This window comes from Candidatus Vicinibacter affinis, from assembly GCA_016714365.1.
In the GTDB taxonomy this organism is placed as follows: Bacteria; Bacteroidota; Bacteroidia; order Chitinophagales; family Saprospiraceae; genus Vicinibacter; species Vicinibacter affinis.
On sequence record JADJNH010000005.1, the window covers coordinates 2,672,397 to 2,698,646 of the forward strand.

Sequence of the window (26,250 nt, forward strand, 5' to 3'; positions counted from 1 at the left end):
TATTTAAGATTGAAGATTTTTAAAATCCGGGGACCCGGAAACCAATCTTTTGAGTCCCTGCAAACAACGGTATTTTTTTACCTTTATGAAGCTCTCACTGTATCCTGTAGCATGAGCTATTTCTACAGCAGATTGCTTCAGGTAAAACGCACCATAAATTATTTTCCTGCATTCCTCACTAATTTCAGTTAATTTATTCAGTACGAGGTCAATTAGCGCATTGGTTTGTATAAGTTCAGGCATTTCATCTATTGCTGCAATGGAATCATCATGATCATTAAACTCTACATTTATATATCGACCTTTATCTCTTAATTTTTTTAGCCAAATATTTTTTGTCATGCCAAGTATATAATACTTTTCATTAGTAATCTGACCGGGCTCCTTCTTTTGACATATTTTGTAATACAAAAGCGCCACTTCCTGAAATATGTCCTTAGCGTCATCAACATTCCCACTATTGTTTACAATGTATTGCATGACCAATGGAAAATAAGATTTATACAAAGTACCAATTTTAATTTCAATTTGATCATCATTTGAATACAATGTGGTATTTAGATCAGTGCTTAAGTTATTTGCCTGGTTCATGTTGTCAATTATTTAATTACTTACCACCCAAATTGTAGGAAATCCCTAGAAAATATCCACTTTCTAACTTACCTTCTGTAGGTATAATGCCATCTCCAATTACAATTTCATCCCCTACTTGAAAATTTTTAGATAACCGCTTCACCTTCGAAAACATAAATCCTCCTGAAATAACCAGATCCTGGGATTTTCCAATCATTATACTTGGGCCAACAAAAAATGCCAACTTATCAGTAGCCTGCTGATTGGTCAAAGGCACTCCAAAACCGAGTGAAAGTGCTGGCGTTACAGAAGATTTCAATTGATAACTTAAATTTACCATAGAACTGATCAAAGGGACGTATTTATCTGCATCCTCTGCTGTCAAAACATTGTTTTGCACATAATAAGTTTGTGGTGTATTATTAAATGCAGCACCCTGTATTCCCATTGAGGTAGACACCCCAAAATTTCCGTATGTATTGATTTTTAGTTTTAATGTTTTAAATATCTGGAGGCTACTTTCAGGAGCTAATGTTGAATTGACATTTGAATCCCTCAAATAAACTTTTAATTCATACAAAATGAACTTGCTGGTTGCCTCTGTATGGTAAGTAATAGAAAAGTTATTGTTGATGGTTTCCATGTATTTAATATACACTTTTTGGATGGCACCTAAGTGATCAACTTCGCTACTATTTTTTACCAAAGCCACCTTATTTTCAAGCGCTGCTACTGAACCAGATATTGCATTTTGCTGCTGGTCGTATTGTTTGAGCAAAGGATAGAGTGCTTCAATTCCATGGTCGGAATTTTTAAGATTGTTGTGTAAACGTCTTAATTCAGAAAGCTTTTTATTGTATTGGTTCACTTTTGATGCCACATTCGTTTGCAACATTGGTAGTTCTTGCAATTTTAAATTCAATTCTGAAATATCCTTAATGTTGAACGAAGTTCCTTCCTCTATCATCAATGCTTCATTGTAGTAAGTCATTAAAAGTTCTTTGATCACGGAAGGCGCGATATTGGAATTTAGCGAGAGGCTGTTTACAAAACTCATATCGCCCAATAATAGACTTGAAGATTTGAGCCTTTTATTGATCTCTGTAAGTTGATTATTTATTTCAATGCTCTCTGATTCCATTTCTTTTAACAAACCTTTATAAGCTTCGAGATCTTCCTGATCACCCCGAGATGAGTTCAATGCATTAGGACCAGATAGTGCAGACAAAATACTCCCAAAGACTGGCATATTCATCATAGGCAGACCAGCCCCTCCACCAGGCACCAAACTACCGATTAATGTTGGCATAAGACCCAGGAAGCTATTGGATTCGTTTTCATAACCCGGAGGAGGAGTAGTATGAAAGGTTGTTTCAATCTCAGACTGATAAATATAGTTGTTGTATTCCACCAGATGAAGATATATTTGTTTTCCACGCTTCACAGCAAGCTCTTTTGTTGGCTTTCCGTTCTTTTCATACCACAAGCTGTCCTTGTACAGGTTGTAATATATATGCAGATCCTGAGCCTGTATTAAAGAGCCAAATGAGTAAAGAAGGGCAAAGAATAAGAATTTCATAAATTTAAACTTTATTTAATTATGATAAATGAATCGGAATAAATGTTTATTTCAGACATAGGAAAACTCACAGGTTTTCCTCCTCTCGTTTGCATTGAATCTTCTGATTTAGTTTCGTTGAATAATTTTTCAAATGGACTTTGTTGAACTCCACCTCTTGTCCCTAAGGTTGCTTTGAGGTCAATAGGCTTATCAGAACTTATTAGTTTAAAGACCTCATTCCCCAATGGCACACCTATTTCAAATTCAACCGGGAATAATATTTTCTGATCAGGAAGGATCCGCATCTCTTCCGGGGTAGCAGCTCCCGATGGCAGTAACACATTGATTACATTGTCAGGTTGAACATCTAGTAAAGTAAAATAAGCGGGTTTTATACCTTCGTTGACAATCAGTATTTTGACCTTAGTACTTAACGATAACTGTTTTGATCCTGAAATATCTACATTTAAGTACTTTAAATTATCTACATCCTTTTCATCAACAATACTATCCAATGGGATGATTTTAAAGCTAACTTTTATATCAGATCCTTCCAATTCAAGCTTTCGAATAAAATCTCCATGTAAATATTCTTTTAATTTTTTATGAATTTTAAAAGATAAACTCTTTGGCAATTGAGCTTTATAAATCGCTATACTGTCAAGTGTATAATGATCCAATGTTTTTATAACTAGAGCACCATCAGTATCTGAATGTGGAACATAACTTACCCAAATTTTGGGTGCTTGCAGATCTTTAACAAGGTATGGTTTGCTAAATAAGATATCCTCAATTTGCCTCCCCAAATCAGGATCTGCAATATCGATTCCTATACGTAAAGATATTACTCCAAGATTTTTTTGGGTAATGTAAATCCAGGAGGATTTAATGATATTTTTATCTATAGCTGAATCTAAAGTTACTGAAGAAGAAGTTGGAAAGCTTTTGGTTATTTTTCCTGTTACAAAAGGCTTGGCATGATCCAGGTCTCTTGTATCGGGTGGGAACAAGGCAACTTCTGATCCTTTAAACACACCATTCAGTTCCCCGGTATTGATACTGAGCTCGGTTTCTGAAAAAACATTAACAGCCTGATAGTAAGAAGCTTTGCCCAATAGTTTACCATTGGCAATTTCAAGATCTAACTCCCCTTCTGCCTGAGGTTGTTGAAGCGGTGCGATCACACTCATTTCCACTCTTATTTTATCATAAAGAGCTCTGTAAGACTCTTCTGGCTTTGCCTTTACCAACCATTTTGACAGAGCATAAGTAAGTGAACCGTAATGTTCACCGGTTTCAGTCGTCATTTCATAATTAAGTTGATTCTGTGCTGATCCAAAGAATGCCACCATGGGCGAAAGTTTTACGGAATTAGTGACAGTTCCTTTTTGCTGCAATTCATTATTGTCTTTCTTGAGCACTACTTGTTGATTCCGTTTTAGATACTCTTCACTTGCCATCACTTCAGTGGTTCCGCGGGCGAGCACTGAGCCTCTTGTTCCTGTTCCTGAATGACAGGCATCCAAAACTACCAAAAGCTGACCATTGGGCCCAAGTTTTTCTCTTATCTGAGTGAGATTTTGATTAAGCTCATCATCCGTTATCAAATTCTCCCCTTCATATACACCTGGTTTGAATTTTTTTGGAGAATCATAAGGAACAATACATTCATCCAATCCATCAATTTCATCTCCGTCTTTGTCCGGTCGTTGCTGACCATGCCCTGAAAATTGAAAATAAACCATATCCCCGGCTTTAACCTTTGGCAACAAGTCGTTTTTTATTGCAGCTAAGATTCCCTGACGGGTTGCTTTTGAGTCACTGATTTCCGCTATATGCTCAGCTTTAAAACCTTGACTTTCCAATGCAGTTTTAATCAGCTTTATATCGTTGGCAGAATTAATTGAAGCCCATCCTCCAGACTCAGGATAACTGCCTACTCCAATCAACATCGCCTTTTTTGTCTGCCCCTGTCCGGAAACACTGGTTATGGCAAATGTCAAAACCAAGGTCAGTGAATAAAGAAAGAATACGAATGAATTAATATTTTTCATGTTTCAAATATATAACTTGTAATATCAACCCTATATGCCATATTTTAGGTAATGGTTATCAGTTTGAGGTAATAATTTCAATACTTAGTGGAAAACAATATGTTCACATGAAGGATTGTAAGTTTAAAATTAGTCTATTTACAGGATTTACAGTCAAAAACAAACTCAACAAAGGTGTAAATTAAAGATAAGGCAACATTGTATATTATCCAAAAAACATTTTAGATTGCATTTGGAATGGCTGAATTTTGGCTCAAGAGCGATTTCTATGGCCTGACTTTTAGCTAACAATTTGATTATTAATCGCTTACTAATTGACAAAGATTAAAAATTTCTAAAATTGTCCTTGTGAGACTTAATATTAAACTCTAAAATTTAAACCCAGAAATGCTCTAAATCTGAAAACACTCTAAATCCAGAAAAACAAATACCTCAAGTAAAGCAAGTTTTTAAAACGGTTCAATCTTGAGGTTTATAAAAATTGACAGGTTATAAAATATAATAAACAAATAAAAATAAATTAAAGTGATAACCAAAATAAAAAACCAGTACTCTACTTATGTGCATTAAAATATAATAAATAATTTCTGAAACTAAAAAATAAATACTTATGAATTTAAAATCAATTAACTGCGTAATTCTTAATTTTTTACTTGCATTTTGCCTGAACATTTCTTTTGCGCAAGATCAAAAAATCACCCCACTTTCCAAAGATTCCAAATCCGTTGAAAAACCAAAAAAGGGAACTTTAAAATCAAGTGTCTCGATTAATCCGGACGAATTGGTTTACACAGGCATTATCTACATAAAGTGCGGAAAGGAATTGCGAGAAGTAAAAAGGGCTGCCTTACCTAGAAAATTGTTGACTTTTGGGAGCGACCGAAAGGTAAGTAAAGTGGATGTTGCCGGCTTTAAAACTGCTATGAATTACAAACCAACCAGTTTGTGCAAAGAACCTGATGGCGCAGGAAAAGAGTATTTCTTTATTTCACTTACCAAAGACGCCAATATTCAAGGAAAATCCCACTCAAGGGCCATTCCAACCAATTGTGCTCAAGAAATGACCAAAGATTGTAATTTGGAAAGATATGCAAAAAATTGCAGCAGCTCTATAATGTGTTCATGTGAAGGTGAGACTTATGGTGCATGTGGCAACCCTGGCTGCAAGGACATGGTCATGATCTGTCCTGACTTCAAAGAAGATTAATTTAATTTTATAAACTATAAATTTACAAACAATGAATTCAATTACAAAATTATCTCTTTCCTTTTGTTTGCTATTAGCATTCAACTTAACCAACGTTAATCTATTTGGACAGGATTTAAAAAAGTCTACACCACCTACTCAAACCACCAAACCTGGAATGAAAGCCGGAAAACCCAAAGTTATAGAGGGTTCCAGTTCAGTAAATCCTGAGGAATTAATTTACACCGGCATTATCTATTCAAAATGTGGAAATGACATCGTTGAAGTAAAAAGAGCCTTGATGCCTAGAAAATTTGTGGTGATTGGAGCAAATAACAAAATCACCAAAGTGGATGCTGATGGATTTAAAAGATCCATCAAATACAATGCTGCTCAAGCATGTAAATTAGGATCCGGCACGGAGTTTTTTGCCCTGCAAAAGAATACCAATCTACAAAAGGGTGAAACTTTAAATGCAAAGCCATCTTCTTGTGTGGTTGAACTCATCAACGACTTCTGCCACAGCATGAGCAGCGCGGATCCATGCAATGCCGCAAAATACTGCGCCTGTGAAGAACAGTTGCAACCAAGACAAGCCTGTAGAGAAACAGCCTGCAAAGACATGGTAATCTGGTGCAACAACCAGACAACCAAATAATATCTACAAGGGAAAAATATTTTCCCTTTGATTTCTATATCTTCCATATATGAAAAACATCTTTTTCTTATTATTCTATTTTTGTTTTCAAATAACCATAATTGAGTGTAAAGAAAAAGATGTTTTTCATTTCAATAAACCTCTTAATAACAAACCAAAAAATACCTACGCCATTGTCGTGGGTATTTCTAATTATCAGGATCCCGCAATTGCAGACCTCAAAGATGCCAGAAGGGATGCAGAAACTTTTGCAGCCTTCCTCTATTCCAAAAGTGGTGGAAATCTTCCTCAGGAAAACGTAATACTGCTCACAGATGAACAGGCAACACTTTCCAGGGTTGCAAATGCCATCAATATGCTTGCCCAAATCACTACTAAAAATGATGGCATAATTTTATATTTTACAGGATATGGTGCAGAAAAATTAAGACCTGAGAGTTTACTTGATTTCTTTTACTTTAACGACACTCCTTCTGATGCCGTCCGCGCAGGCTCCTACCCTATGATGCAACATTTTGCACAATTGATCAAAACAAAAAAAAATCCCTATTTGATCATTCACCATCTTTATTCTCGACAGTCCAATTACAACTTTGAAAATCCAATTCCACTTGATAAAAGAAAAGCAATTTTTAAAAACGAGGTGTTTTTTAATCACAAAGCTACGGATCCAAATGTCGATTTATCTGAATTGAATTCAGCAAAAATTAATTTAAACCATCATCTGATGGATGCCTTGTTAGGATTGGCAGACCAGAATAAAAACATGCAGGTTAGTTTCAAAGAAATCGGCGATTATTTTAGCCAATTGAAAGTACCAAAGGAAACAGGATCAGGATTGCTGTATTTAGCTTGCTCAAAGTTAAATTACCATATTTCAGAGGTAGATATGGCGCTTATGAAGAACATACAAAATCAAGACTTCCCATCTTTCCCTTCCATTCTAAAATCTGAAAGCACAGAGAAGGAACAAAGAATAATCTCAGGACTAAATCAAAACATCAAAGACCTTTATCAAAATTTTCTGATCACCATAAAGCTTGGACATCTGATGCCTCCAGACGAACCAAGCGCATCAATGCTGTTGGACTCTTTGGCAAGCCATGAAGAAATAAAATCATTGAATTCAGATTTCAAGAGAAAACTAAGCGCCGCATTGCAGGATGAAACTCAACAAGCAATCAATGCATATCTGAATGCTGATTCGAAAGAATTACTCAGGAGAAGTAATTTTAAAGATAAATACCGAAAATACCCTGCCTACCTTGATAAATCAATTCAACTTTCAGGACCCCAAAATTTTATGTATAAAATTTTGGAAGCTAAAAAATACTATTTTTTGGGATTGAATAAAAGATTTGAAGCCATTGACCAAAAAGATGAAAGCTTATTTTCAGAAGCTTTAGATATGGAATTTAAAGGTTTGGAATTTGAACCGGAAGCCTCTTTTATACATAATGAAATTGCCAACATTTATGCGAGTACGAACCAACCAGAATTGGCAAAAAAATATTTATTGCAAGCCATTGAACTCACCCCCAGTTGGAGCATTCCCTACTCAAATCTCAGCAAATTAAGTACTAACAGTCCACTGGAATCCATTAAATATGGAAAGATAGCGACAAGATTAAATGAGACGAATGTTTTTGCATGGAATAGCCTTGGAACAGCGTATTTGCGTAATAATAATTTTGAAGATGCTGAAGGGTGTTTTGTTCGTGCTATAAAACTTGAGCCAAAATATTCAGAAGCCTATTACAATCTTGCTTGTATAAGATCGATCCAAAATGAAATTCCTGCTGCCATTAAATTGCTTGAAAATGCTTGCCGGTTAGGGTTTAACGAGCCTGATTACATCTATCAGGATGCTGATTTCAATAATTTAAGGAAATCCCTTGAATTTGAACAATTGATGTCCAAATATTTTCCAAATCATCTGAACAAAAAATAAACGAACCAATGAAATATTTTTTTTTAACTGTTCATCTTTGTTTTTTCAGCATTCTATATTCTCAATCGGTAAAGCAGAATTCAAAAGGAGTATCTCCCATTGGTAATAATGAACTTCAGAATTCTATCCATAAAAATACCTATGCCGTCGTTGTAGGTATCTCCGACTACCAGGACAAAGACATTCCCGATCTGCGCTTTGCCGATAAGGATGCGGAGGCGTTTGCTAATTTTCTTCGATCGCCTGCAGGTGGGTCACTCGATGGGGACCACCTCAAGGTGCTGACCAACAAGGAGGCCACGATGGGGCAGTTTGCTGCAGCCCTCGACTGGCTTTGGGAAGTGAGTAAAGAGGGAGATCTGGCCATTATCTATTTCTCCGGCCATGGCGATGTGGAGAAAAAAAGCATCACGCAGCCTGGATACTTGCTTTGTTGGGATGCACCCTCCAGGGTGTACATGGGTGGTGGTGCTTTTGCTCTTCCGATGTTTCAGGATGTGGTAACCACCCTATCTGCCCAAAACAAAGCAAAAGTGGTCGTCATCACTGACGCCTGCCGCTCCGGAAAACTAGCAGGTAGCTCGGTGGGTGGATCGCAAGTAACGGGTTCCAACCTCGCCCGCCAATACGCCAACGAGATCAAAATCCTCTCCTGTCAGCCTGAGGAGTACAGTATCGAGGGCGAGCAGTGGGGCGGTGGCCGCGGTGCTTTTTCCTACAATCTGGTAAATGCTCTATATGGTTTGGCCGATGGCAACAACGATCTCTCCGTTACCCTACAGGAGGTAGGGCGCTACCTGGAAGACCACGTAACTGCCGAGGTGGCTCCAGTGAGTCAGGTGCCCATGGTGATGGGCAACCGCAGCGAACGACTCGCCACCGTGGACGCCAAACTATTGTCTGCCCTGCGCTCCGGCAAAACCAGCCAGATGCAAATGCTCTCCCCCATTGAGACACGTGGTATAGAGGACGAGGTGCTGGCGAGTGTGGACACAACCGTGCGGGAACTGTACCGCTTGTTCAAAAAGGCGTTGAAGGACAAGGTCTTCCTTGTCCCCAATGCAAGGGAACCTGCAATTGCCTGCGCCGATGCCTATTACGAGCGCCTGATAGTCGAGCCGAAGATGCAACGCCTGCACTCCACCATGGCCCGCAACTATGCCGCCGCCCTGCAGGACGATGCGCAACAGACCCTGAACGAGTGGTTGAAAACCAGCCAGGAAGTATCCCTCGGAGCCATGGCCAGTGATCGTTTGCCACTAAAGGTATTCACGGAAAAAGTCAAGAACTACCCTCGTTGTCTCGAACGTGCGGCCGAACTACTGGGCAGCAAGCACTACATGTACGCTGCCCTGAAAGCCCGGCAATATTTTTTCGAAGGCTACCTTCTGGCCAATTCAAACAGAAACCCTAACGCAGAATTAGGTGAACGAGCTTTATTACTTTTCCGCCAGTCACTAAAATGGCAACAAGAACAGCCACAGGTATATTGGCAGATTAGTCAAGTGTTCGGTTATAGCTTCCGGCAACCCGATTCACTCGAATATTATACCCGAAAGGCTCTCAAGCTTTATCCAAACTGGACAAAGCCCATTCTGGATGCCGCTAGTGTGCTTATTATCGAAATCAAGCAATATGACCGAGCAAGGAGGTTTATGGAGATGGCAAGCCTGGTAGATTCTGATTCAGAAGAAGTTTTGTATAATTGGGCTTCATTAAGTATTGGTGAGAAAAAATACTCAGAAGCAGAAAGGCAATTAAAAAAAGCCCTTGCTCTAGATTCTATAAATTGTGCATTATGGAACAACCTAGGTTATTTGCACCTCATAACCCGCCGATATGATGAAGCAGAGTTGAGCTTGAAAAGGGCTTTAGAACTGGATTCCACACATATCTCGGTCTTGGGAAACCTCGGGGCTGTGTACAACATGACCAGTCGTTTCTCTGAAGCAGAGCCGGTTTTGAAAAAAGCAATTGCGGTAGATTCGACAAACTTCCAGAGTTGGGTTAACCTCAGCTATTTGTATCAAATAACGCGCCGCTACTCAGAAGCAGAGCCGGTTTTGAAAAAAGCCATTGTGTTGGATTCTACAAATTCCAGTTCCTGGAGCAACCTGGGTAGTTTATATCAAAGTACCCGCCGCTACATCGAAGCGGAACAGGTTTTGAAAAAAGCCATTATGTTGGATTCGACATATGCCCGTGCTTGGAACAATCTTGGTTCTTTGTATAACAATACCGGACGCAGCGCTGAAGCGGAGCCAAATTTTAAAAAAGCCATTGCGCTGGATTCGACGTTTAAAGAGCCATTAAACAACCTGGGATTATTGCTCAACAATAGTAAGCGGTACTCTGAAGCAGAACCGGTTTTAAAAAAAGCCATTTCGCTGGATTCGACGTTGCTCAGTCCTTGGAACGGTCTCGGGTTTTTGTACTTCAAAACCCAGCGCTACGCCGAAGCGGAGCCTATTTTTTGGCGCATTGTTACAGCGGATTCCACCTTCATTGCCGGCTGGAACAACCTCGGCAACATCTATCGGGAAACCAACCGATACGACGAATCCGAAAAAATGTACCGCAAGGCATTTACTCTGAATGCCGACTTCATGCCCACTTACCGAAACTACGCCAGTTTAAAAATCAAAATGGGCGACTTGCAAGCGGCATTTTCCTATCTGGAACAAGCCATCCAAAAGGGCTTCAACGATTATCAAGGCTTGCAAACTCACCCCGACCTCGCCCCACTGCGAGCCCAAAAGGAGCAGTGGGATGCATTGATGAAAAAGCATTTTGCCGATCAGGTCTACTACAACCTCGCCTGCGAGCAAAGCCTGAAAGGAGAGCTGGACAAGGCCTTCGAGTCCCTCGAGCTGTCGCTGACCAACGGCTGGAAGGACTATGACTGGATGCAGCAAGACACCGACCTAGTCCCCCTCCGCGCCCATGGAGAGCGCTGGAAAGCCCTGATGAAAAAACACTTCCCCAACCAATTCAAAGACTAAAAAAGTAGATTCATGAAATACATTGTCCTCATTATGTTATTGCCTTTTCTGGCGTTTTCACAAAATAAGCCTGCCTCCTCCGTAGGGAGGGGAGCATCTCCTTTAGGAACTAAAACGGAGCAATCTACTTCAGGAGCCACCTACGCCGTCGTAGTCGGCATCTCCGATTACCAGGACAATGACATCCCCGACCTGAGATATGCCGATAAGGACGCCGAGGCGTTTGCCAATTTTCTGCGATCTGAAGCTGGGGGTAAATTAGATAAAGATCATCTTAAAATGTTATTAAACAAAGAAGCTACGATGGCACAATTCGCCAATGCTCTGGATTGGCTTTGGGAAAATGTCAAGGAAGGTGATCAAGCCATCATTTATTTTTCCGGACATGGCGATGTAGAGAAAAAAAGTTTAACCCAGCCTGGTTTTCTACTTTGTTGGGATGCTCCTGCACGCGTTTATATGGCAGGTGGGGCATTTGCATTGCCGATGTTGCAAGAAGTTATTTCTACACTCTCTATTCAGAATAAAGCTAAAGTGATTGTCATTACGGATGCTTGCCGTTCTGGAAAACTAGCAGGTAATTCTGTGGGTGGCGCACAAGCTACTGCTTCCAATCTTTCTAAGCAATTTGCGAATGAGATCAAAATATTATCCTGCCAGCCCAACGAATACTCCATAGAAGGAGAACAATGGGGCGGCGGCAGAGGCGCTTTTTCTTTCAATTTGGTAAATGCATTATATGGTCTTGCAGATAATAACAAGGATTTATCTATTACTCTACAGGAAATAGGCCGTTACTTGGAGGACCACGTCACTACTGAGGTTGCACCGGTGAGTCAGTTGCCAATGGTATTGGGAAATCGAAATGAAAAAATAGCAACTGTCAAACCGGATATTCTGGCATCGATACAAACAGGGAAAAGCAATCAAATGGCAATGTTGTCGGCGATAGATTCCAAAGGGATTGAAGAAGATGTAATAACCACTTTAGATACATCAACAAAAGAGTTGTACCGACTTTTTAAAAAAGCGATCGTAGATAAAGATTTTTTGAAGCCGGATAATGCATGCGCTGATTTTTATTACAGACGTCTTATTTCAGACACTAAAATGCAGCGACTACATTCTACTATTACCCGCAATTATGCCGCCGCTCTGCAAGACGACGCCCAACAGGTCATGAATATCATGCTCAAAACTGGCCTGACTTCAGAAATTCTTTCTGGTGCAAAAGCTGCCGTGATCTATAGAAACTATCCGGCCTACCTCGCGCGGGCAGCTCAATTGTTGGGAAGTGACCATTATATGTTTGCCACACTGCAGGCGCGTAAACATTATTTTGAAGGCGTCCTTCAAACAAAAGAAGTTGAAAAAAAGCAGCAATTTTTTCAGGCACTACATTGGCAGCCAGCAATGCCGCATGCATATGCTGCGCTGATTTCCATTTATGAAGTAGATCAGATCGATTCTGCCGAATACTATACCAGAAAAGCGATGGAAATTACCCCGGCATGGGTAAAACCATATCTCAATCTTTCTTCGGTATATCTTAAAGCAAAACAGTTTGATAAAGAAGAAGAAATGTTGAACCGGGCAACAAAGGTCGATTCCAATTCCATATTGGTCTGGTATGCAAAAGCGAGATTTTACCAAAGTCACAAAAATTTTGAAAAAGCCGAATATTGGTTTAAAAAGATGATTAACAGTTCTGGAGAGGATATTTGTTTCCCTTGTATGCATAACAATCTGGGGTATGTTTACAAGGATACCCGTCGCTATGACGAAGCGGAGCAACAATTCAAAAAAGTCATTCAACTCGATTCGACATTTAATAATGCCTACTACAATTTGGGGATAGTTTATATGGCTAATCAACGCTACACCGATGCGGAGCAAGTATATAAAAAACTCATTCAACTCGATACGAATAAGGTCGATGGCTATATGTATATGGGTATTCTTTATAATGTTTCCCTCCGCTATAAAGAATTGGAGCAACTATACAAAAAAGTAATTCAACTTGATTCGACCTTTGTATATGGCTATCAGGAACTGGGGAATTTGTACCAGAATACTCAGCGTTATACTGATGCGGAGCATCAATACAAAAAAACACTTCAACTTGATTCGACCTTTTTACACGGGTATTATGGCCTTGCAAACCTTTACTATAAAATCCGCCGATATGGGGATGCAACGCCGCTTTATAAAAAAGCAATTGAACTCAATCCGACCTATACAGATGCCTATCTGAATCTGGGGAATCTTTATCGAGCCACCCGCCGTTATGTCGAGGCAGAGCAGGAATATATAAAAATCATTAAAATTGATTCGACCGCCTGGATGGCTTATGCAAATCTGGCACAACTCTACCAAAAACTGCTTCGTTGGGAAGAATCGGTGGCCATGATCCAGAAATCAATACTTTATGGACCTAAAATAGCGATTTTAACAGCTATCCTAGGAAATGCTTATACCCATATACCCGCCCGTTTTCAAGATGCCGAAACAACGCTCCAAAAGGCGCTGAAAATGGAACCCGCTGACTCGGATACTTATATCTACCTTGCCCAATTGGCTTTAAAAAACAAGCAGGCAGATCTGGCCTGGAAGTACTTTGAACAAGGCCTGGAAAAAGGCATCGACAACGGGGAGTTTATGCTGGATTATTTACTGGGGGGGGACGATTTTGAAGGCATGCGGAAGGAGGAAAGGTGGAAGGAATTGATGAAAAAATACTTCCTTGATAAATTCAAAGACTAATAAAGTAAGCTATGAAATATAGTTTTTTGATCTTAATAATGCTGAGTTGCTTATTGGCAAAGGCGCAACAGTATACAGATGGTAATAAAGGAGCTTCACCATTAACGACTAATCGCGAACAGCCAAGTACTGTTAAAAATACCTACGCTGTCGTCGTCGGTATCTCCGACTATCAAGATCCCGGTATTCCAGATCTTCGCTTTGCAGATAAAGATGCCGAAGCTTTTGCAAACTATCTTAAATCAAAAGCTGGTGGAAATTTAGATGCGGACCATCTGAAAGTTTTACTCAATGAGAAAGCTACGGTCGCTCAATTTGCGATGGCATTGGATTGGTTGATGGAAGTGGTAAAGGAAAATGATCAGGTCATTCTTTATTTTTCGGGACATGGAGATGTAGAAAAGAAAACCATTACACAACCTGGTTATCTGTTGTGTTGGGATGCACCGGCAAGGGTTTATCTGGCAGGTGGAGCATTAGCTCTTCCAATGTTTCAGGACATCATCACTACACTATCGGCACAAAATAAAGCTAAAGTGATCGTCATCACTGATGCCTGCCGGTCAGGAAAACTGGCAGGCAGTTCTGTTGGAGGTTCTCAAATTACCGGAGCCAATCTTGCCAAACAATATGCCAATGAAATAAAAATACTCTCTTGTCAACCCAATGAATATTCTATCGAAGGAGAACAATGGGGAGGAGGAAGAGGCGCCTTTAGTTATCACCTGATTGATGCACTCTATGGCTTGGCAGATAACAACAATGACCTCATTGTTAACCTCCAGGAGGCTGGAAGATATATTGAAGATCATGTCAGCGCAGAGGTTGCGCCTATCAGTCAGTTACCCATGGTTTTGGGAAATAGAGCTGATGCTCTTTCGAAAGTGGATTCAAAAATGTTGGCTTCAATAAAATCAGGAAAGTCAAATCAAATGAGTTTTTTATCTTCCATTGATTCAAAAGGAATGGAAGACGATATTCTAGTCAGTGTAGACACATCTGTGCGCTTGACATATAAACTATTTAAACAAGCACTAAAGGAAAAAGTATTTTTAGAACCCGTGAATGCTTGTGCGGAAAAATATTATTCTCAATTAATAAATGAGCCCAAATTAGAGCGATTGCATTCCACACTAAAAAGAAATTATGCTGCAGCTCTAATGGATGAAGGTCAGCAGTTTATTAACTTACTCTTGAAAAGTGATCCTAAAGTGAACGATTACTTGTATTCGCAAGGTCAAATTGATGTCAAAGGGATTCACTTAAAACTCAGACGCGCAGCAGAATTACTAGGTCCAAAACATTACATTTACAATACACTTAAAGCTAAAGAAAACTATTTCAAAGCAGGAATTTTTCCAATCGAATACTATTCAGGGATTTTAAAAGATTCACTAGCTAATTTACAAAGAAAACTATTGCTGGATGGATTAAGTTATGATGCGCATGCACCCTATATAATGAACCGTTTACTTGCTTTTTACGAATTAGATAGTTTCCGGATTATGGCAGATCGGCTTGAAGAACTATGTCCAAATTGGGCTATCGCTTTAGGTGATATAGGCTATGGTTACTATTTAAGAGGAGAAGTTTCTTCATGTATTGAATATTACAAGAAGTCCATAGCAGTTGATTCAACAATATTGCCAACATATTTTTGGATGGGTGTTTCTTTTGCAACACTAGGGGATCATCAACAAGCGAGGAAATGGTGGAGCCTGCACGTTCAGAAGTCGCATGAAAAAAAGGCTTTGATGCAATCAGGAACATATTTAAGAGAATCTTTTGACCTTGGAAATTCTTTATTAAATTTGCAACGATATGAGGAAGCCGAGCATGAGTTTGAAGCTTTTCTAAAACTTGACTCATTGGATGTTCAAGGTTGGTATGGTTTGGGCGTCTCACTTTATCAACAAAGAAAGTATGAACCTGCAAAATCCGCTTACCAAAAGAGTCTAAATATATATCCAAAATATCTTGATGCTTTAGTCGGTATCGGCGCAATACTTCGTGATCAAAATCGATTTAGTAAATCAGAGAAATATTGGTTAAAAGTTGTCGAACTAGATTCTGCAAATGTAAATCCATGGAATGAAATCGGTTTGGTAAAACTGAAAATTTTTCAGTATAAAGAAGCAGCTAACATTTCCAGAAAAGTTATTGAAATGGATTCGCTTAATGCTATATCATGGAATAATCTTGGTTTAGCATTGCTCCAAATGCATCAGTACGATGAGGCAAGATTGGCTTTGGCAAAAGCAATTGCTTTAGACTCTACTGCAGCAAATTCAATAAAACATTTGGGAACACTAAATTTACGAACAGGACATTTGGAAGAAGCACGAATAGGATTTGAACATGCAATTGCCCTTGATCAAAACTATAACGGTGGATATCTTGGTCAAGCCTACATTTTACTTTTACAAGGTGATGTAAATGGAACTTTGGCAAAAGTTGAATATGCTATTCAGAAAGGAGCAACTTTTGAAGCACTTTCAAATGATGATGACCTTAATGGTTTGCGTAAAGAAATGAAATGGAAAGAATTGATGAAAAAATACTTCCCTATTGCCCCTTTGGGGGATAAAGTCAAATATTAAAATTCTATAATGGTGTAATGTTAAAATAAAAAAAATATCTAAATAAATTGGGAATAATGAAAATGAAATTTGTAATAAACAATAGACTTCCTAACCAAAGTAGAATAATGTCTTTTTATACCATACTTGGAATCTTCATATTTCCATTTTTTGTTTTTGCGCAGCAAAAAGGTGTAAAAAATAGCTCAGAAAAAAACAATACAGCGCTAGCTTTCAAAAACACCTACGCCGTCGTCGTCGGTATCTCTGACTATCAGGACAAAGACATTCCCGATCTGCGCTTCGCAGATAAAGACGCGGAGGCATTTGCTAATTTTCTGCGATCTCCTGCTGGTGGAGCTCTCGATGGCGATCATCTTCAATTGTTGACAAATACTCAGGCCACCGCTGGTCGTATTGCTGAAGCCTTGGATGCCCTTATCGAGAAGGTAAAAAAAGATGATCAAGTCATCATTTACTTCTCCGGTCACGGCGACGTAGAGCGAAAAACAGTCTCCCAACCTGGATTCTTGCTGGCATGGGATGCACCTTCCCGCGTTTACATGGGAGGCGGTACCTATTCACTGGCCTTTTTACAGGAAGTAGTCACGACACTATCCACGCAGAATCTCGCTAAAGTAATCGTCATCACGGATGCTTGTCATGCCGGAAAACTATCTGGTAACCAAATCGGGGGCAGCCAATTGACTGCTGCGAGTCTTGCCAAACAATATGCCAATGAGGTCAAAATCCTCTCCTGCCAACCCAATGAATTTTCTCTTGAAGGAGAACAATGGGGCGGCGGTCGCGGTGTCTTTAGTTATCACCTGGTAGACGGCCTATTCGGCCTCGCTGACCGCAACAACGACGGTCTGATCACCTTGGGTGAAATAGACCGCTATCTCGAAGATCACTTGACCGGTGAAGCCGCACCGCAAAGCCAGGCTCCGATACTTTTGGGCAATAAGACCGATAGAATAGCTACAGTTAATGCAAACATTTTGGCAGATTTGAAGAAGAATAAATCTGGAAATATGGCTGTCTTTGCAGCTACCGAAAGCCGTGGATTTGAAGAGGAAATATTAGCCAAAGTAGACACCAGCATCAAGAAAATTTACCAGGCCTTTAAGCTGGCTGTGCAGGACAAGCGTTTCTTTGCGCCTGCCGGAAACTCGGCAGATGAATATTTCACCCAACTCAACGAGGTGGAAGTTTTGGCACCGCTTCAGGGCATCATGAAACGCAACTACGCCGCCGCACTGCAGGACGATGCCCAGCAAGTGCTAAACACAATGCTAAAAACAGGACTTACGTCAGAGGTGCTTTCAGCAGCTAAAGCCAGTGTAATCTATCGAAACTACCCGTTATATCTGGATCGCGCAGCCCAATTATTGGGAAAAGAACATTATATGTATCCAATTTTACAAGCAAGGAAACATTATTTTGAGGGGAGTATCCAAAAAGATCCAAAAAAAGCCAAGCAAAATTATTTTCAAGCTTTACAATGGCAATCTGAAATGCCTCATGCATATGCCGGTTTGATCAATCAGTATAGATTATCTAAACTTGATTCTGCTGAATATTATGCTTTTAAGGCAATGGAGATTGTACCTTCCTGGGTAAAACCCTATGTTGATCTTGCTCTTTTATATAGTAATTATGAAATGTATGAAAAAGCAATAGCTGCACTCAACAAAGCAGGCAAGTTGGATTCAAATTCATTGCTGGTATGGTATTTCAAAGGCCATTTGTATAGTGAAATGGAGGATTTTAACAAAGCCGAATATTGGTACTTAAAGTTGTTATCAGCTGATAGCGGTGAAATTTGTTTTCCTTGTGCTTACAATGCCATCGGCACAATATACTATAAGAAAAAGCGACTAGATCAAGCAGAGCAATATTTCAAAAAAGCCATCCATCGCGATTCTACTTTTGCCATAGCTTACAATAATCTAGGTACTATTTTTAAAAAAACACAGCGCTCTATTGAAGCTGAGCAGTATTATATAAAAGCAATACTTCTCGATTCAACGAATTTTAAAGCGCATATTGATTTAGGTAGTTTTTACATTGGTAAACGCAAATTTATAGAGGCAGAACAGCTGTTTAAAAAAGCAATAGTACTTGATTCTACACAAGCGCAACCACACTTACATCTCGGCCACCTTTATAAAGCCAAACGACAAAATGTGGAAGCTGAACAGAGTTATATTAAGGCTTTGCATCTAGATTCGAAAGATGCAACGATTTACTCAAATTTAGGTGTGTTTTATTTAACTATTCAGCGCCGTGATGATGCTCAAAAATATTTGGAAAAAGGAGTTCAAATGGATTCCACATCTGCAACTAACAGTACCCAATTAGGATTTTTTTATGATGAAACGGGGCGATACAATGATGCAGAAAAAGAATTACTTAGAGCGATTCAATTAGATTCTATCAATGCTCTTGCATGGTATAATCTTGCCTGTAATCAAAGTCTTCAAAAAAAACTTGACAATGTATTTGATATTTTGGAAAAATCACTTCTTTTAGATCCATATCAGAACGAAACCTACAACAACTATAATTTTTTACAAAAAGATACAGACCTCACTCCGCTGCGGGAGAAAATAGAACAATGGAATGCCTTGATGAGAAAATATTTTCCCGATAAAGTCAAATATTAAAATCCTATTATGGTATAATGCTATAATAAAAAAAAATCTAAATAAATTGGGAATAATGAAAATGAAATTTGCAATATATACTAGACTTCCTAACCAAAGTAAAATAATGTTTTTTTATACCATACTTGGAATCTTCATATTTCCATTTTACATTTTTAGTCAACAAAAAGGAGCAACGCCAATCTCAAAAATACAGATAAATGAGAACCAAAGTAAAAACACCTATGCCGTCGTAGTCGGTATCTCCGACTACCAGGATCCCGGTATTCCAGATCTCCGTTTTGCGGATAAAGACGCAGAAGCTTTTGCAAACTATCTTAAATCAAAAGCTGGTGGAAATTTAGATGCGGACCATCTGAAAGTTTTACTCAATGAGAAAGCTACGGTCGCTCAATTTGCAATGGCATTGGATTGGCTCATGGAAGTGGTGGAAGAAAATGATCAGGTCATACTTTATTTTTCGGGACATGGAGATGTAGAAAAGAAAACTATTACCCAGCCTGGTTATCTCTTATGCTGGGATGCTCCATCCAGAGTTTATTTGGCAGGAGGTGCGTTGGCGCTCCCCATGTTTCAGGACATCATCACTACCCTATCGGCACAAAATAAAGCTAAAGTGGTCGTCATAACCGATGCATGCCGGTCAGGAAAATTGGCAGGAAGTTCAGTAGGAGGTTCACAAATTACCGGAGCCAATCTTGCTAAACAATACGCCAACGAAATAAAAATACTCTCCTGTCAACCAAATGAATACAGCATCGAAGGGGAACAATGGGGAGGTGGGCGTGGCGCATTTAGTTATCACCTTATCGATGCGCTTTATGGTATGGCAGACAACAACAATGACCTCATTGTGAACCTCCAGGAGGCTGGAAGATATATTGAAGATCATGTCAGCGCAGAGGTTGCGCCGGTAAGTCAGGTACCAATGGTCTTAGGCAATAGAACGGATGCATTATCATTTGTGGATTCTAAAATATTAGCTTCCTTAAAATCCGGCAAATCAAATCAGACGACGTTTTTATCTTCTATTGATTCAAGGGGAATGGAAGAGGAAATCATAGCAAATGTTGATTCATCAATTAGATTGACCTATAAATTATTTAAAAAAGCTTTGAAAGATAAAATATTTTTAGAGCCAGTAACGGCATGTGCTGACAACTATTACAATCAATTGATACAAGAACCAAAATTAGCAAGATTGCATACTACCTTGAAACGGAATTATGCTGCAGCATTACAGGATGATGCCCAATTCATATTAAATTCATTATTGGTCAAAGGCATTGACAAAGCATTGACGAATGCTGATAATCTCAGTTTAACATACTTTAAATATCCAAAATTACTGGACCGTGCAGCAGAACTCTTAGGTAAGGATCATTATTTCTACAAAAGTCTGCTTGCGAGAAAATACTTTTTTGAATCTTATTTGGAAAAATCCAGAGATTTAAAGATGGAAAAATGCAGAATGTCCTTAAATTTATTAAATGATTTTCCATTGGCATATTGGCGAATGGCCTATATCCAAGGGCGTGAAGGAGAAGGAACATGTGATTCCGCCGTCTTCTATCTAAGGAAAGCCATCGCTGCTGCACCAGGCTGGGTAAGACCCTATTGTGACCTCGCCTGGTATTATTGTGGAGTAAGAGAAGTTGAAAAAAGAGATTCCCTTGCTGAAATAAAATTTTCAAAGGCATATGAAATAGATTCCACTTCAGCCGTCCTGTGGTATACAAAAGCTCTATTTTATCATCAATGGCTCAACCAACCCGATAAAGCAATTTTTAATTATGAAAAAGCGCTATCATCGGTTAATTCTGATGGCCTTTGTTTTTCTTGTATTTATATAAACTTGGGGTCAATATATGAGAAAAAAGGAGATACATTGAAGAGTTTGTCACTTTGGAAAGAAGGATTGAAAAAGGATAGTCTAAATACTACTTTAATGAATAACCTTGCTCATACTTTCAAATTAAAAGGACAGTACAATGAGGCAATATATTATTGTAAAAGAAGTTTAAAAATTGACTCAAAAAAATTTCCTTTATGGGCTAACCTAACACATACCTATTACCTTCAAAAAGAATATCAATTGGGTGAAGATGCATGCCTTGAGGCTTTAACAATAGATCCAAATGAACCGGATATTTTAGAAAACTATGCGGATATTTTATTGGCTACTGGAAGAAAAGAATTAGCAATTTCAAATTATAAAAAATCTCATGTTGGATTTATTAAAAAGTATTCTTTGGATCGAGCAAGAGAAATTTTAGATAAATTTTTTAAATTGGATTCAAATAGCAATGAAACAAAGCTGTACAAAATAGATTTTGAACAAATTTATAATAATAAGAATGCTCGCATCAAATATGGTCTCCAGATGCTAGCATACGACTCTACTAAAACCATATATTGGAATTCTGCAGGAGATGGTTACAGAGAGATGGAAGACTATAATAAAGCAATTTATTATTACAATGGATCGCTCAACTTAGATTCGACGCAAGTTATTGTAAAAATAAACCGAGCATTTTGTTTTGATGAGTTAAATCAATCTGACAGAGCAATAAAAGATTTAAATGAAGTTTTGGCATTAGATTCTACAGAATCTAATGCGCTAAATAATCTTGGCTTTATTTATTTGAATTCAGGTTCATATGATAAAGCAGAACCATTGTTTTTAAAGGCTATTAGTTGCAATCCAAAATTTGCCAATCCAAAAAAGCATCTGGGCATTCTATATTATAGAAAAGGCGATTATAAATTGGCTAAGCAATATTTACTAAAAGCAATTGAACTTGAACAGGATTATATGCTTGCTTATCTTGGTTTAGCATATGTATTCACTTTAGAAAATAATCCTAGGCAAGCAATCGCCTACGTGGAGCAGGCAATTGCAAAGGGAAGTACTTTAAAACAATTGGAGAAAGACGAAGACCTCGCTCCGCTGCGCGACCTGTCAGAGTGGAATGAGGTGATGAAAAAATATTTTCCGGATAAATTTTAATCATTGAAAATGAGGACATTAGGAAAAGACTAGTTATATTTACCACGTAAATCAAAAATTAAATTTTCAATTTACGGTATAAATTATGAATTACATTGGAAGATCTGCGGAAAAAGAAATCTTGCATTTGGTGGAAAATTTTCCAGCAGTTGCGATAGTTGGACCAAGGCAGGTAGGTAAAACATCTCTGGTAAAACACCTTACAGGAAGCCTGACAAAACCAGTTGATTATTTAGATCTCGAAAATCCGGATGATTTTAATAAACTGACCAACCCTGGCCTTTTTCTAACTACCCTTAAGGATCATACCGTTATATTAGATGAGGTGCAGAGAGTGCCCGGTCTGTTTCCCATTTTGCGGAGTTTGATAGATCTTCATCGCCAACCTGGCCGATTTATTTTATTAGGTTCCGCATCTCCGGAACTCATCCGGGATACTTCAGAATCATTAGCAGGAAGAGTAGCGTATTTTGAGTTACAACCATTTTCTTCTGTTGAATTGCCTGCTTCTTCCGATTATCAACAACATTGGCTTAGAGGCGGTTTTCCGGAATCGCTCCTGGCTAAAGATGATGCTATTAGCCTTAACTGGCGTGAAAATTTTATAAGAAGTTATCTTGAAAGGGATTTGCCATTGCTGGGTTTACGGGCCGATCCTATGCTCATCCGAAGGTTATGGAGTATGATTGCCCATCTCAATGGCCAATTGCTCAATCTGACTTCACTCGCAAATTCACTTGACATCAGTGCACCGACTGTAAGGCGTTATTTAGATTTTTTAGAATCTGCCTTCCTAATACGACAATTGACACCCTGGTTTTCAAATACAAAAAAACGCTTAATTAAAACTCCTAAAGTTTATTTGCGTGATACCGGTTTGCTTCATGCATTACTGCGCATTGAAACCATTTCTCAATTGCAGGGCCATCCGGCTTTAGGTTCTTCCTGGGAAGCGTATATTCTTCAGGAAATAATTACACGCTTACCTCCTCGCAGTGATATTTATTTTTACAGAACACATGAAGGTACAGAAGCAGATGTGGTTATCACTCTTCAGGGAATTCCAGAAATATTGATTGAAATAAAATATTCAACAACTCCGAAACCAAGTAAGGGATTTTTCATTGCCCAAAACGATCTTTCAATAAGCAAAAACTTTATTATTTGCCCGGTGTCAAGAAGTTATCTATTGACAAAGGATATTACAGTATTAAGTCACAATGAACTCAATAAAATATTTGAATATATAGCTAAATAATTGATTACCAATCACTGTAAACTGGTATCACTTTATTACGTCAATGATAAAAAAATGAAAAACCAAATTTTAATTTTTGCAATTGTTTTTTTAGTTGAAGCAATTTTCGCACAACAAACTGTCCCCAACTTGAATTCGGAAAAAGGAGCTACACCAATTTCGGTGGTCAGCGGTCAGCGGTCGGTGGTCAATAGCACCTACGCCGTCGTCGTCGGAATCTCTGACTACCAAGACCCTGGCATTACCGATCTCCGCTTTGCAGATAAAGATGCCGAAGCTTTTGCAAATTATTTGAGATCAAATGCAGGTGGTAAATTAGACAATGATCATTTAAAAGTTTTATTAAATGAAAAGGCTACGGTCGCTCAATTTGCGATGGCATTGGATTGGCTCATGGAAGTGGTAAAGGAAAATGATCAGGTCATACTTTATTTTTCGGGACATGGAGATGTAGAGAAAAAAACCATAACACAACCCGGATATTTGTTGTGTTGGGATGCTCCATCCAGAGTTTATTTGGCAGGAGGTGCATTAGCACTTCCTATGTTCCAGGACATCATCTCTACCCTATCTACGCAAAACAAAGCAAAAGTTGTTGTCATTACCGATGCATGCCGTTCAGGGAAACTGGCAGGAAGTTCAGTAGGAGGTTCACAAATTACAGGAGCCAATCTGGCTAAACAATACGCCAATGAAATAAAAATACTCTCTTGTCAGCCTAATGAATACAGTATTGAAGGGGAACAATGGGGCGGCGGTAGAGGTGCATTTAGCTATCACCTTATTGATGCGCTGTATGGCTTGGCAGACAACAACAATGACCTGATAGTAAATCTACAGGAAGCCGGCAGATACATTGAGGATCATGTAAGCGCCGAGGTCGCGCCCATCAGTCAGTTACCCATGGTTTTGGGAAATAGAGCTGGCGCTCTTTCGAAAGTGGATTCAAAAATGTTGGCTTCTATAAAATCAGGCAAGTCAACTCAAATGAGTTCTATATCTTCCATAGATTCAAGAGGAATGGAGGACGAAGTTATGGCTACTGTGGACTCTTCAGTGCGCTTGACCTACAAACTATTTAAACAAGCACTCAAGGATAAAATGTTTTTAGAACCCGTGAATGCTTGTGCGGAAAAATATTATTCTCAATTAATAAATGAGCCCAAATTAGAGCAATTGCATTCGACGATGAGAAGAAATTATGCGGCTGCTTTACAGGATGATGCACAACAAGTATTGAATAGGTTATTAATTTCTGATCCGACAATATATGGTTTGTCTGTTAAATTGCAAGCAAATAGATATGAACTATTTCCTAAGTATTTGGAGAGATCTGCAGAATTGCTTGGAGAAAAACACTACTTGTACTTCATTTTAAAGGCAAGAATGAATTTTTTTAAAGGATATTTGTTACAATTATCAAATGTCAATTTTAATAAGAATATAGGACTTCAATCCATTGAATATTTTAATAAAGCTATTCTATTTCAAGCAGATTTTCCATTGCCTTATTGGCAATTAAGTTATGTATATGGTCGAATTTTTAATAAATTGGATTCTACAAAATATTATGCAAAACGGGCTATGGATCTACAACCAAACTGGCTTCTTCCATATGTGTCATTGACCACAATCATGCACAAATCATTCAAACAATTTGAAGCTGCTGATCAATATTTTGAATTAGCTAACCAAATTGATTCCAATTCAGCGGTCATTTTAAATGCCAGAGGTGTTTATTATTTAGAACAAAATGAATATATAAAAGCTGAAGAGTATTATAAAAAAGCTTTACTGAAAGCTCCATTGTTTCAATACCCTTATAGAAACCTCGGTGATTTATATTTGGGAAGTAAAAGATTTATTGAATCTGAAGAAATGTTTAAGATTGTCCTTAAATTAGACTCAATGAATGAGTATTCAATTTCATCACTTGCAACTTTATATTTAAAAACAAATCAATATACCAAATCTGAAACATATTATGTTAAAGCTCTAAAAATTGATTCAAGTGCCATTAATTTTAATAATTTAGGTTTTTTCTATGTTAAAACTAAAAAGTATAAGCAAGCGGAACAATATTTTATTAAAGCAATACAACTTGATTCAAGTCTTGCTATTGCTTTTTCAAATCTTGGGTATATTCAAAAGGAAACCAATCGGTTTAATGAAGCAGAACAAAATTTGAAAACAGCAATTCAACTTGATCCAAATCTTGCAATTGCTTATTTAAATTTAGGCTGGATGCAAAAGGATACCAAACGGTTTAATGAAGCAGAGCTAAATTTTAAAAGAGCTATTGAACTCGACCCTAATTCAGACAATTATAATGGTTTAGGATCATTGTACATAATATATCAACAATTCAATGAAGCAGAAATGGTTTTGAAGAGAGCTATTCAACTTGATTCATTACATCAACGTTCTATTATTCAACTTGGATATCTTTACTACATAACCGGTAGGTTAAAGGAATCAGAGGTATTTTTCCAATTGGCATATAAAATTGATCCAACTGATAATTATGTACTGAATTGTCTTGCGTGTTTATACGGCCTTCTCAATCAAGTAGATAAGGCATTTACATATTTGAACCTAGCTTTGGAGCAAGGATGGAATAATATTGAGCAGTTGGAAAAGGATGATGATTTATTGATTTTGCGAAATCAAAAAGAAAAATGGAATGCATTGATGAAAAAATATTTTCCTGAAAAATTCAAATAAACTAATTTAACTAAACCTCGCATTTGTTGATCAGGAACATTTCATTCGAAAGAAATCTGTGAGTACAGATTACTCGTACAAAATCTACATCATCGAGGAGTAATAAAAACCTAATTTAATATTAGCCCAATTCCGTTTAATATTAAAATTATAAGTAAACTACAAATCAAGATTTTCCAAGAATATATCGTCAAAATGGTTGAACCAAGTAAAATAAAAGCATTTTTTCATTCTTTGAAAAAATTGTGGCGTTTAAATCTCA

Annotated in this window: 13 protein-coding genes; 10 read left to right on the forward strand and 3 right to left on the reverse strand. The window is 38.2% G+C overall.

Going from position 1 to position 26,250, the window contains the following annotated elements; genetic code table 11:
- Positions 1–3 precede the first annotated feature (3 nt).
- From IPJ53_10590 to IPJ53_10600, 3 genes are read right to left on the reverse strand one after another with little or no spacing between them, the layout of a single operon-like run.
- Complete coding sequence (locus IPJ53_10590; protein MBK7799553.1) at positions 4–591, reverse strand: sigma-70 family RNA polymerase sigma factor; 588 nt, start codon at positions 589–591, stop codon at positions 4–6.
- Positions 592–607: 16 nt separating this feature from the next.
- Positions 608–2,152: a hypothetical protein gene (locus tag IPJ53_10595; protein MBK7799554.1), complete on the reverse strand. Its 1,545-nt coding sequence runs from the start codon at positions 2,150–2,152 to the stop codon at positions 608–610.
- A gap of 11 nt (positions 2,153–2,163) precedes the next feature.
- On the reverse strand, positions 2,164–4,188 hold the full coding sequence (locus IPJ53_10600) for a caspase family protein (protein ID MBK7799555.1): 2,025 nt from the start codon (positions 4,186–4,188) through the stop codon (positions 2,164–2,166).
- A 610-nt stretch (positions 4,189–4,798) separates the two neighbouring features.
- Here IPJ53_10600 and IPJ53_10605 point away from each other — a divergent pair.
- The 10 genes from IPJ53_10605 to IPJ53_10650 all read left to right on the forward strand — a co-directional run bounded on the left by IPJ53_10605 (position 4,799) and on the right by IPJ53_10650 (position 25,988).
- Complete coding sequence (locus tag IPJ53_10605) at positions 4,799–5,395, forward strand: hypothetical protein (GenBank protein ID MBK7799556.1); 597 nt, start codon at positions 4,799–4,801, stop codon at positions 5,393–5,395.
- A gap of 31 nt (positions 5,396–5,426) precedes the next feature.
- Positions 5,427–6,032, forward strand: a complete 606-nt coding sequence (locus IPJ53_10610; GenBank protein MBK7799557.1) for a hypothetical protein — start codon at positions 5,427–5,429, stop codon at positions 6,030–6,032.
- Positions 6,033–6,081: 49 nt separating this feature from the next.
- Positions 6,082–7,983: a tetratricopeptide repeat protein gene (locus IPJ53_10615; GenBank protein ID MBK7799558.1), complete on the forward strand. Its 1,902-nt coding sequence runs from the start codon at positions 6,082–6,084 to the stop codon at positions 7,981–7,983.
- A gap of 8 nt (positions 7,984–7,991) precedes the next feature.
- Positions 7,992–10,985 (forward strand): tetratricopeptide repeat protein, encoded by a 2,994-nt coding sequence (locus tag IPJ53_10620; protein MBK7799559.1) that lies wholly within the window; start codon positions 7,992–7,994, stop codon positions 10,983–10,985.
- A 12-nt stretch (positions 10,986–10,997) separates the two neighbouring features.
- On the forward strand, positions 10,998–13,748 hold the full coding sequence (locus IPJ53_10625) for a tetratricopeptide repeat protein (protein ID MBK7799560.1): 2,751 nt from the start codon (positions 10,998–11,000) through the stop codon (positions 13,746–13,748).
- A gap of 11 nt (positions 13,749–13,759) precedes the next feature.
- Positions 13,760–16,348 (forward strand): tetratricopeptide repeat protein, encoded by a 2,589-nt coding sequence (locus IPJ53_10630; protein MBK7799561.1) that lies wholly within the window; start codon positions 13,760–13,762, stop codon positions 16,346–16,348.
- A 56-nt stretch (positions 16,349–16,404) separates the two neighbouring features.
- On the forward strand, positions 16,405–18,996 hold the full coding sequence (locus tag IPJ53_10635) for a tetratricopeptide repeat protein (protein ID MBK7799562.1): 2,592 nt from the start codon (positions 16,405–16,407) through the stop codon (positions 18,994–18,996).
- Between the two features lie 61 nt (positions 18,997–19,057).
- Entirely contained in the window at positions 19,058–22,006 is a 2,949-nt protein-coding gene (locus IPJ53_10640; GenBank protein MBK7799563.1) for a tetratricopeptide repeat protein, read from the forward strand.
- 85 nt (positions 22,007–22,091) lie between these two features.
- Positions 22,092–23,264, forward strand: coding sequence for an ATP-binding protein (locus IPJ53_10645; protein ID MBK7799564.1), 1,173 nt, complete (start codon positions 22,092–22,094; stop codon positions 23,262–23,264).
- 54 nt (positions 23,265–23,318) lie between these two features.
- Entirely contained in the window at positions 23,319–25,988 is a 2,670-nt protein-coding gene (locus IPJ53_10650; GenBank protein MBK7799565.1) for a tetratricopeptide repeat protein, read from the forward strand.
- Positions 25,989–26,250 lie beyond the last annotated feature (262 nt).

What these genes read in the sequence shown, in the direction of transcription:
- IPJ53_10590 (MBK7799553.1), bottom strand. Translation starts at nt 591, where the DNA reads ATGAACCAGGCAAATAACTTAAGCACTGATCTAAATACCACATTGTAT.
- IPJ53_10595 (MBK7799554.1), bottom strand. Translation starts at nt 2,152, where the DNA reads ATGAAATTCTTATTCTTTGCCCTTCTTTACTCATTTGGCTCTTTAATA.
- IPJ53_10600 (MBK7799555.1), bottom strand. Translation starts at nt 4,188, where the DNA reads ATGAAAAATATTAATTCATTCGTATTCTTTCTTTATTCACTGACCTTG.
- IPJ53_10605 (MBK7799556.1), top strand. Translation starts at nt 4,799, where the DNA reads ATGAATTTAAAATCAATTAACTGCGTAATTCTTAATTTTTTACTTGCA.
- IPJ53_10610 (MBK7799557.1), top strand. Translation starts at nt 5,427, where the DNA reads ATGAATTCAATTACAAAATTATCTCTTTCCTTTTGTTTGCTATTAGCA.
- IPJ53_10615 (MBK7799558.1), top strand. Translation starts at nt 6,082, where the DNA reads ATGAAAAACATCTTTTTCTTATTATTCTATTTTTGTTTTCAAATAACC.
- IPJ53_10620 (MBK7799559.1), top strand. Translation starts at nt 7,992, where the DNA reads ATGAAATATTTTTTTTTAACTGTTCATCTTTGTTTTTTCAGCATTCTA.
- IPJ53_10625 (MBK7799560.1), top strand. Translation starts at nt 10,998, where the DNA reads ATGAAATACATTGTCCTCATTATGTTATTGCCTTTTCTGGCGTTTTCA.
- IPJ53_10630 (MBK7799561.1), top strand. Translation starts at nt 13,760, where the DNA reads ATGAAATATAGTTTTTTGATCTTAATAATGCTGAGTTGCTTATTGGCA.
- IPJ53_10635 (MBK7799562.1), top strand. Translation starts at nt 16,405, where the DNA reads ATGAAAATGAAATTTGTAATAAACAATAGACTTCCTAACCAAAGTAGA.
- IPJ53_10640 (MBK7799563.1), top strand. Translation starts at nt 19,058, where the DNA reads ATGAAATTTGCAATATATACTAGACTTCCTAACCAAAGTAAAATAATG.
- IPJ53_10645 (MBK7799564.1), top strand. Translation starts at nt 22,092, where the DNA reads ATGAATTACATTGGAAGATCTGCGGAAAAAGAAATCTTGCATTTGGTG.
- IPJ53_10650 (MBK7799565.1), top strand. Translation starts at nt 23,319, where the DNA reads ATGAAAAACCAAATTTTAATTTTTGCAATTGTTTTTTTAGTTGAAGCA.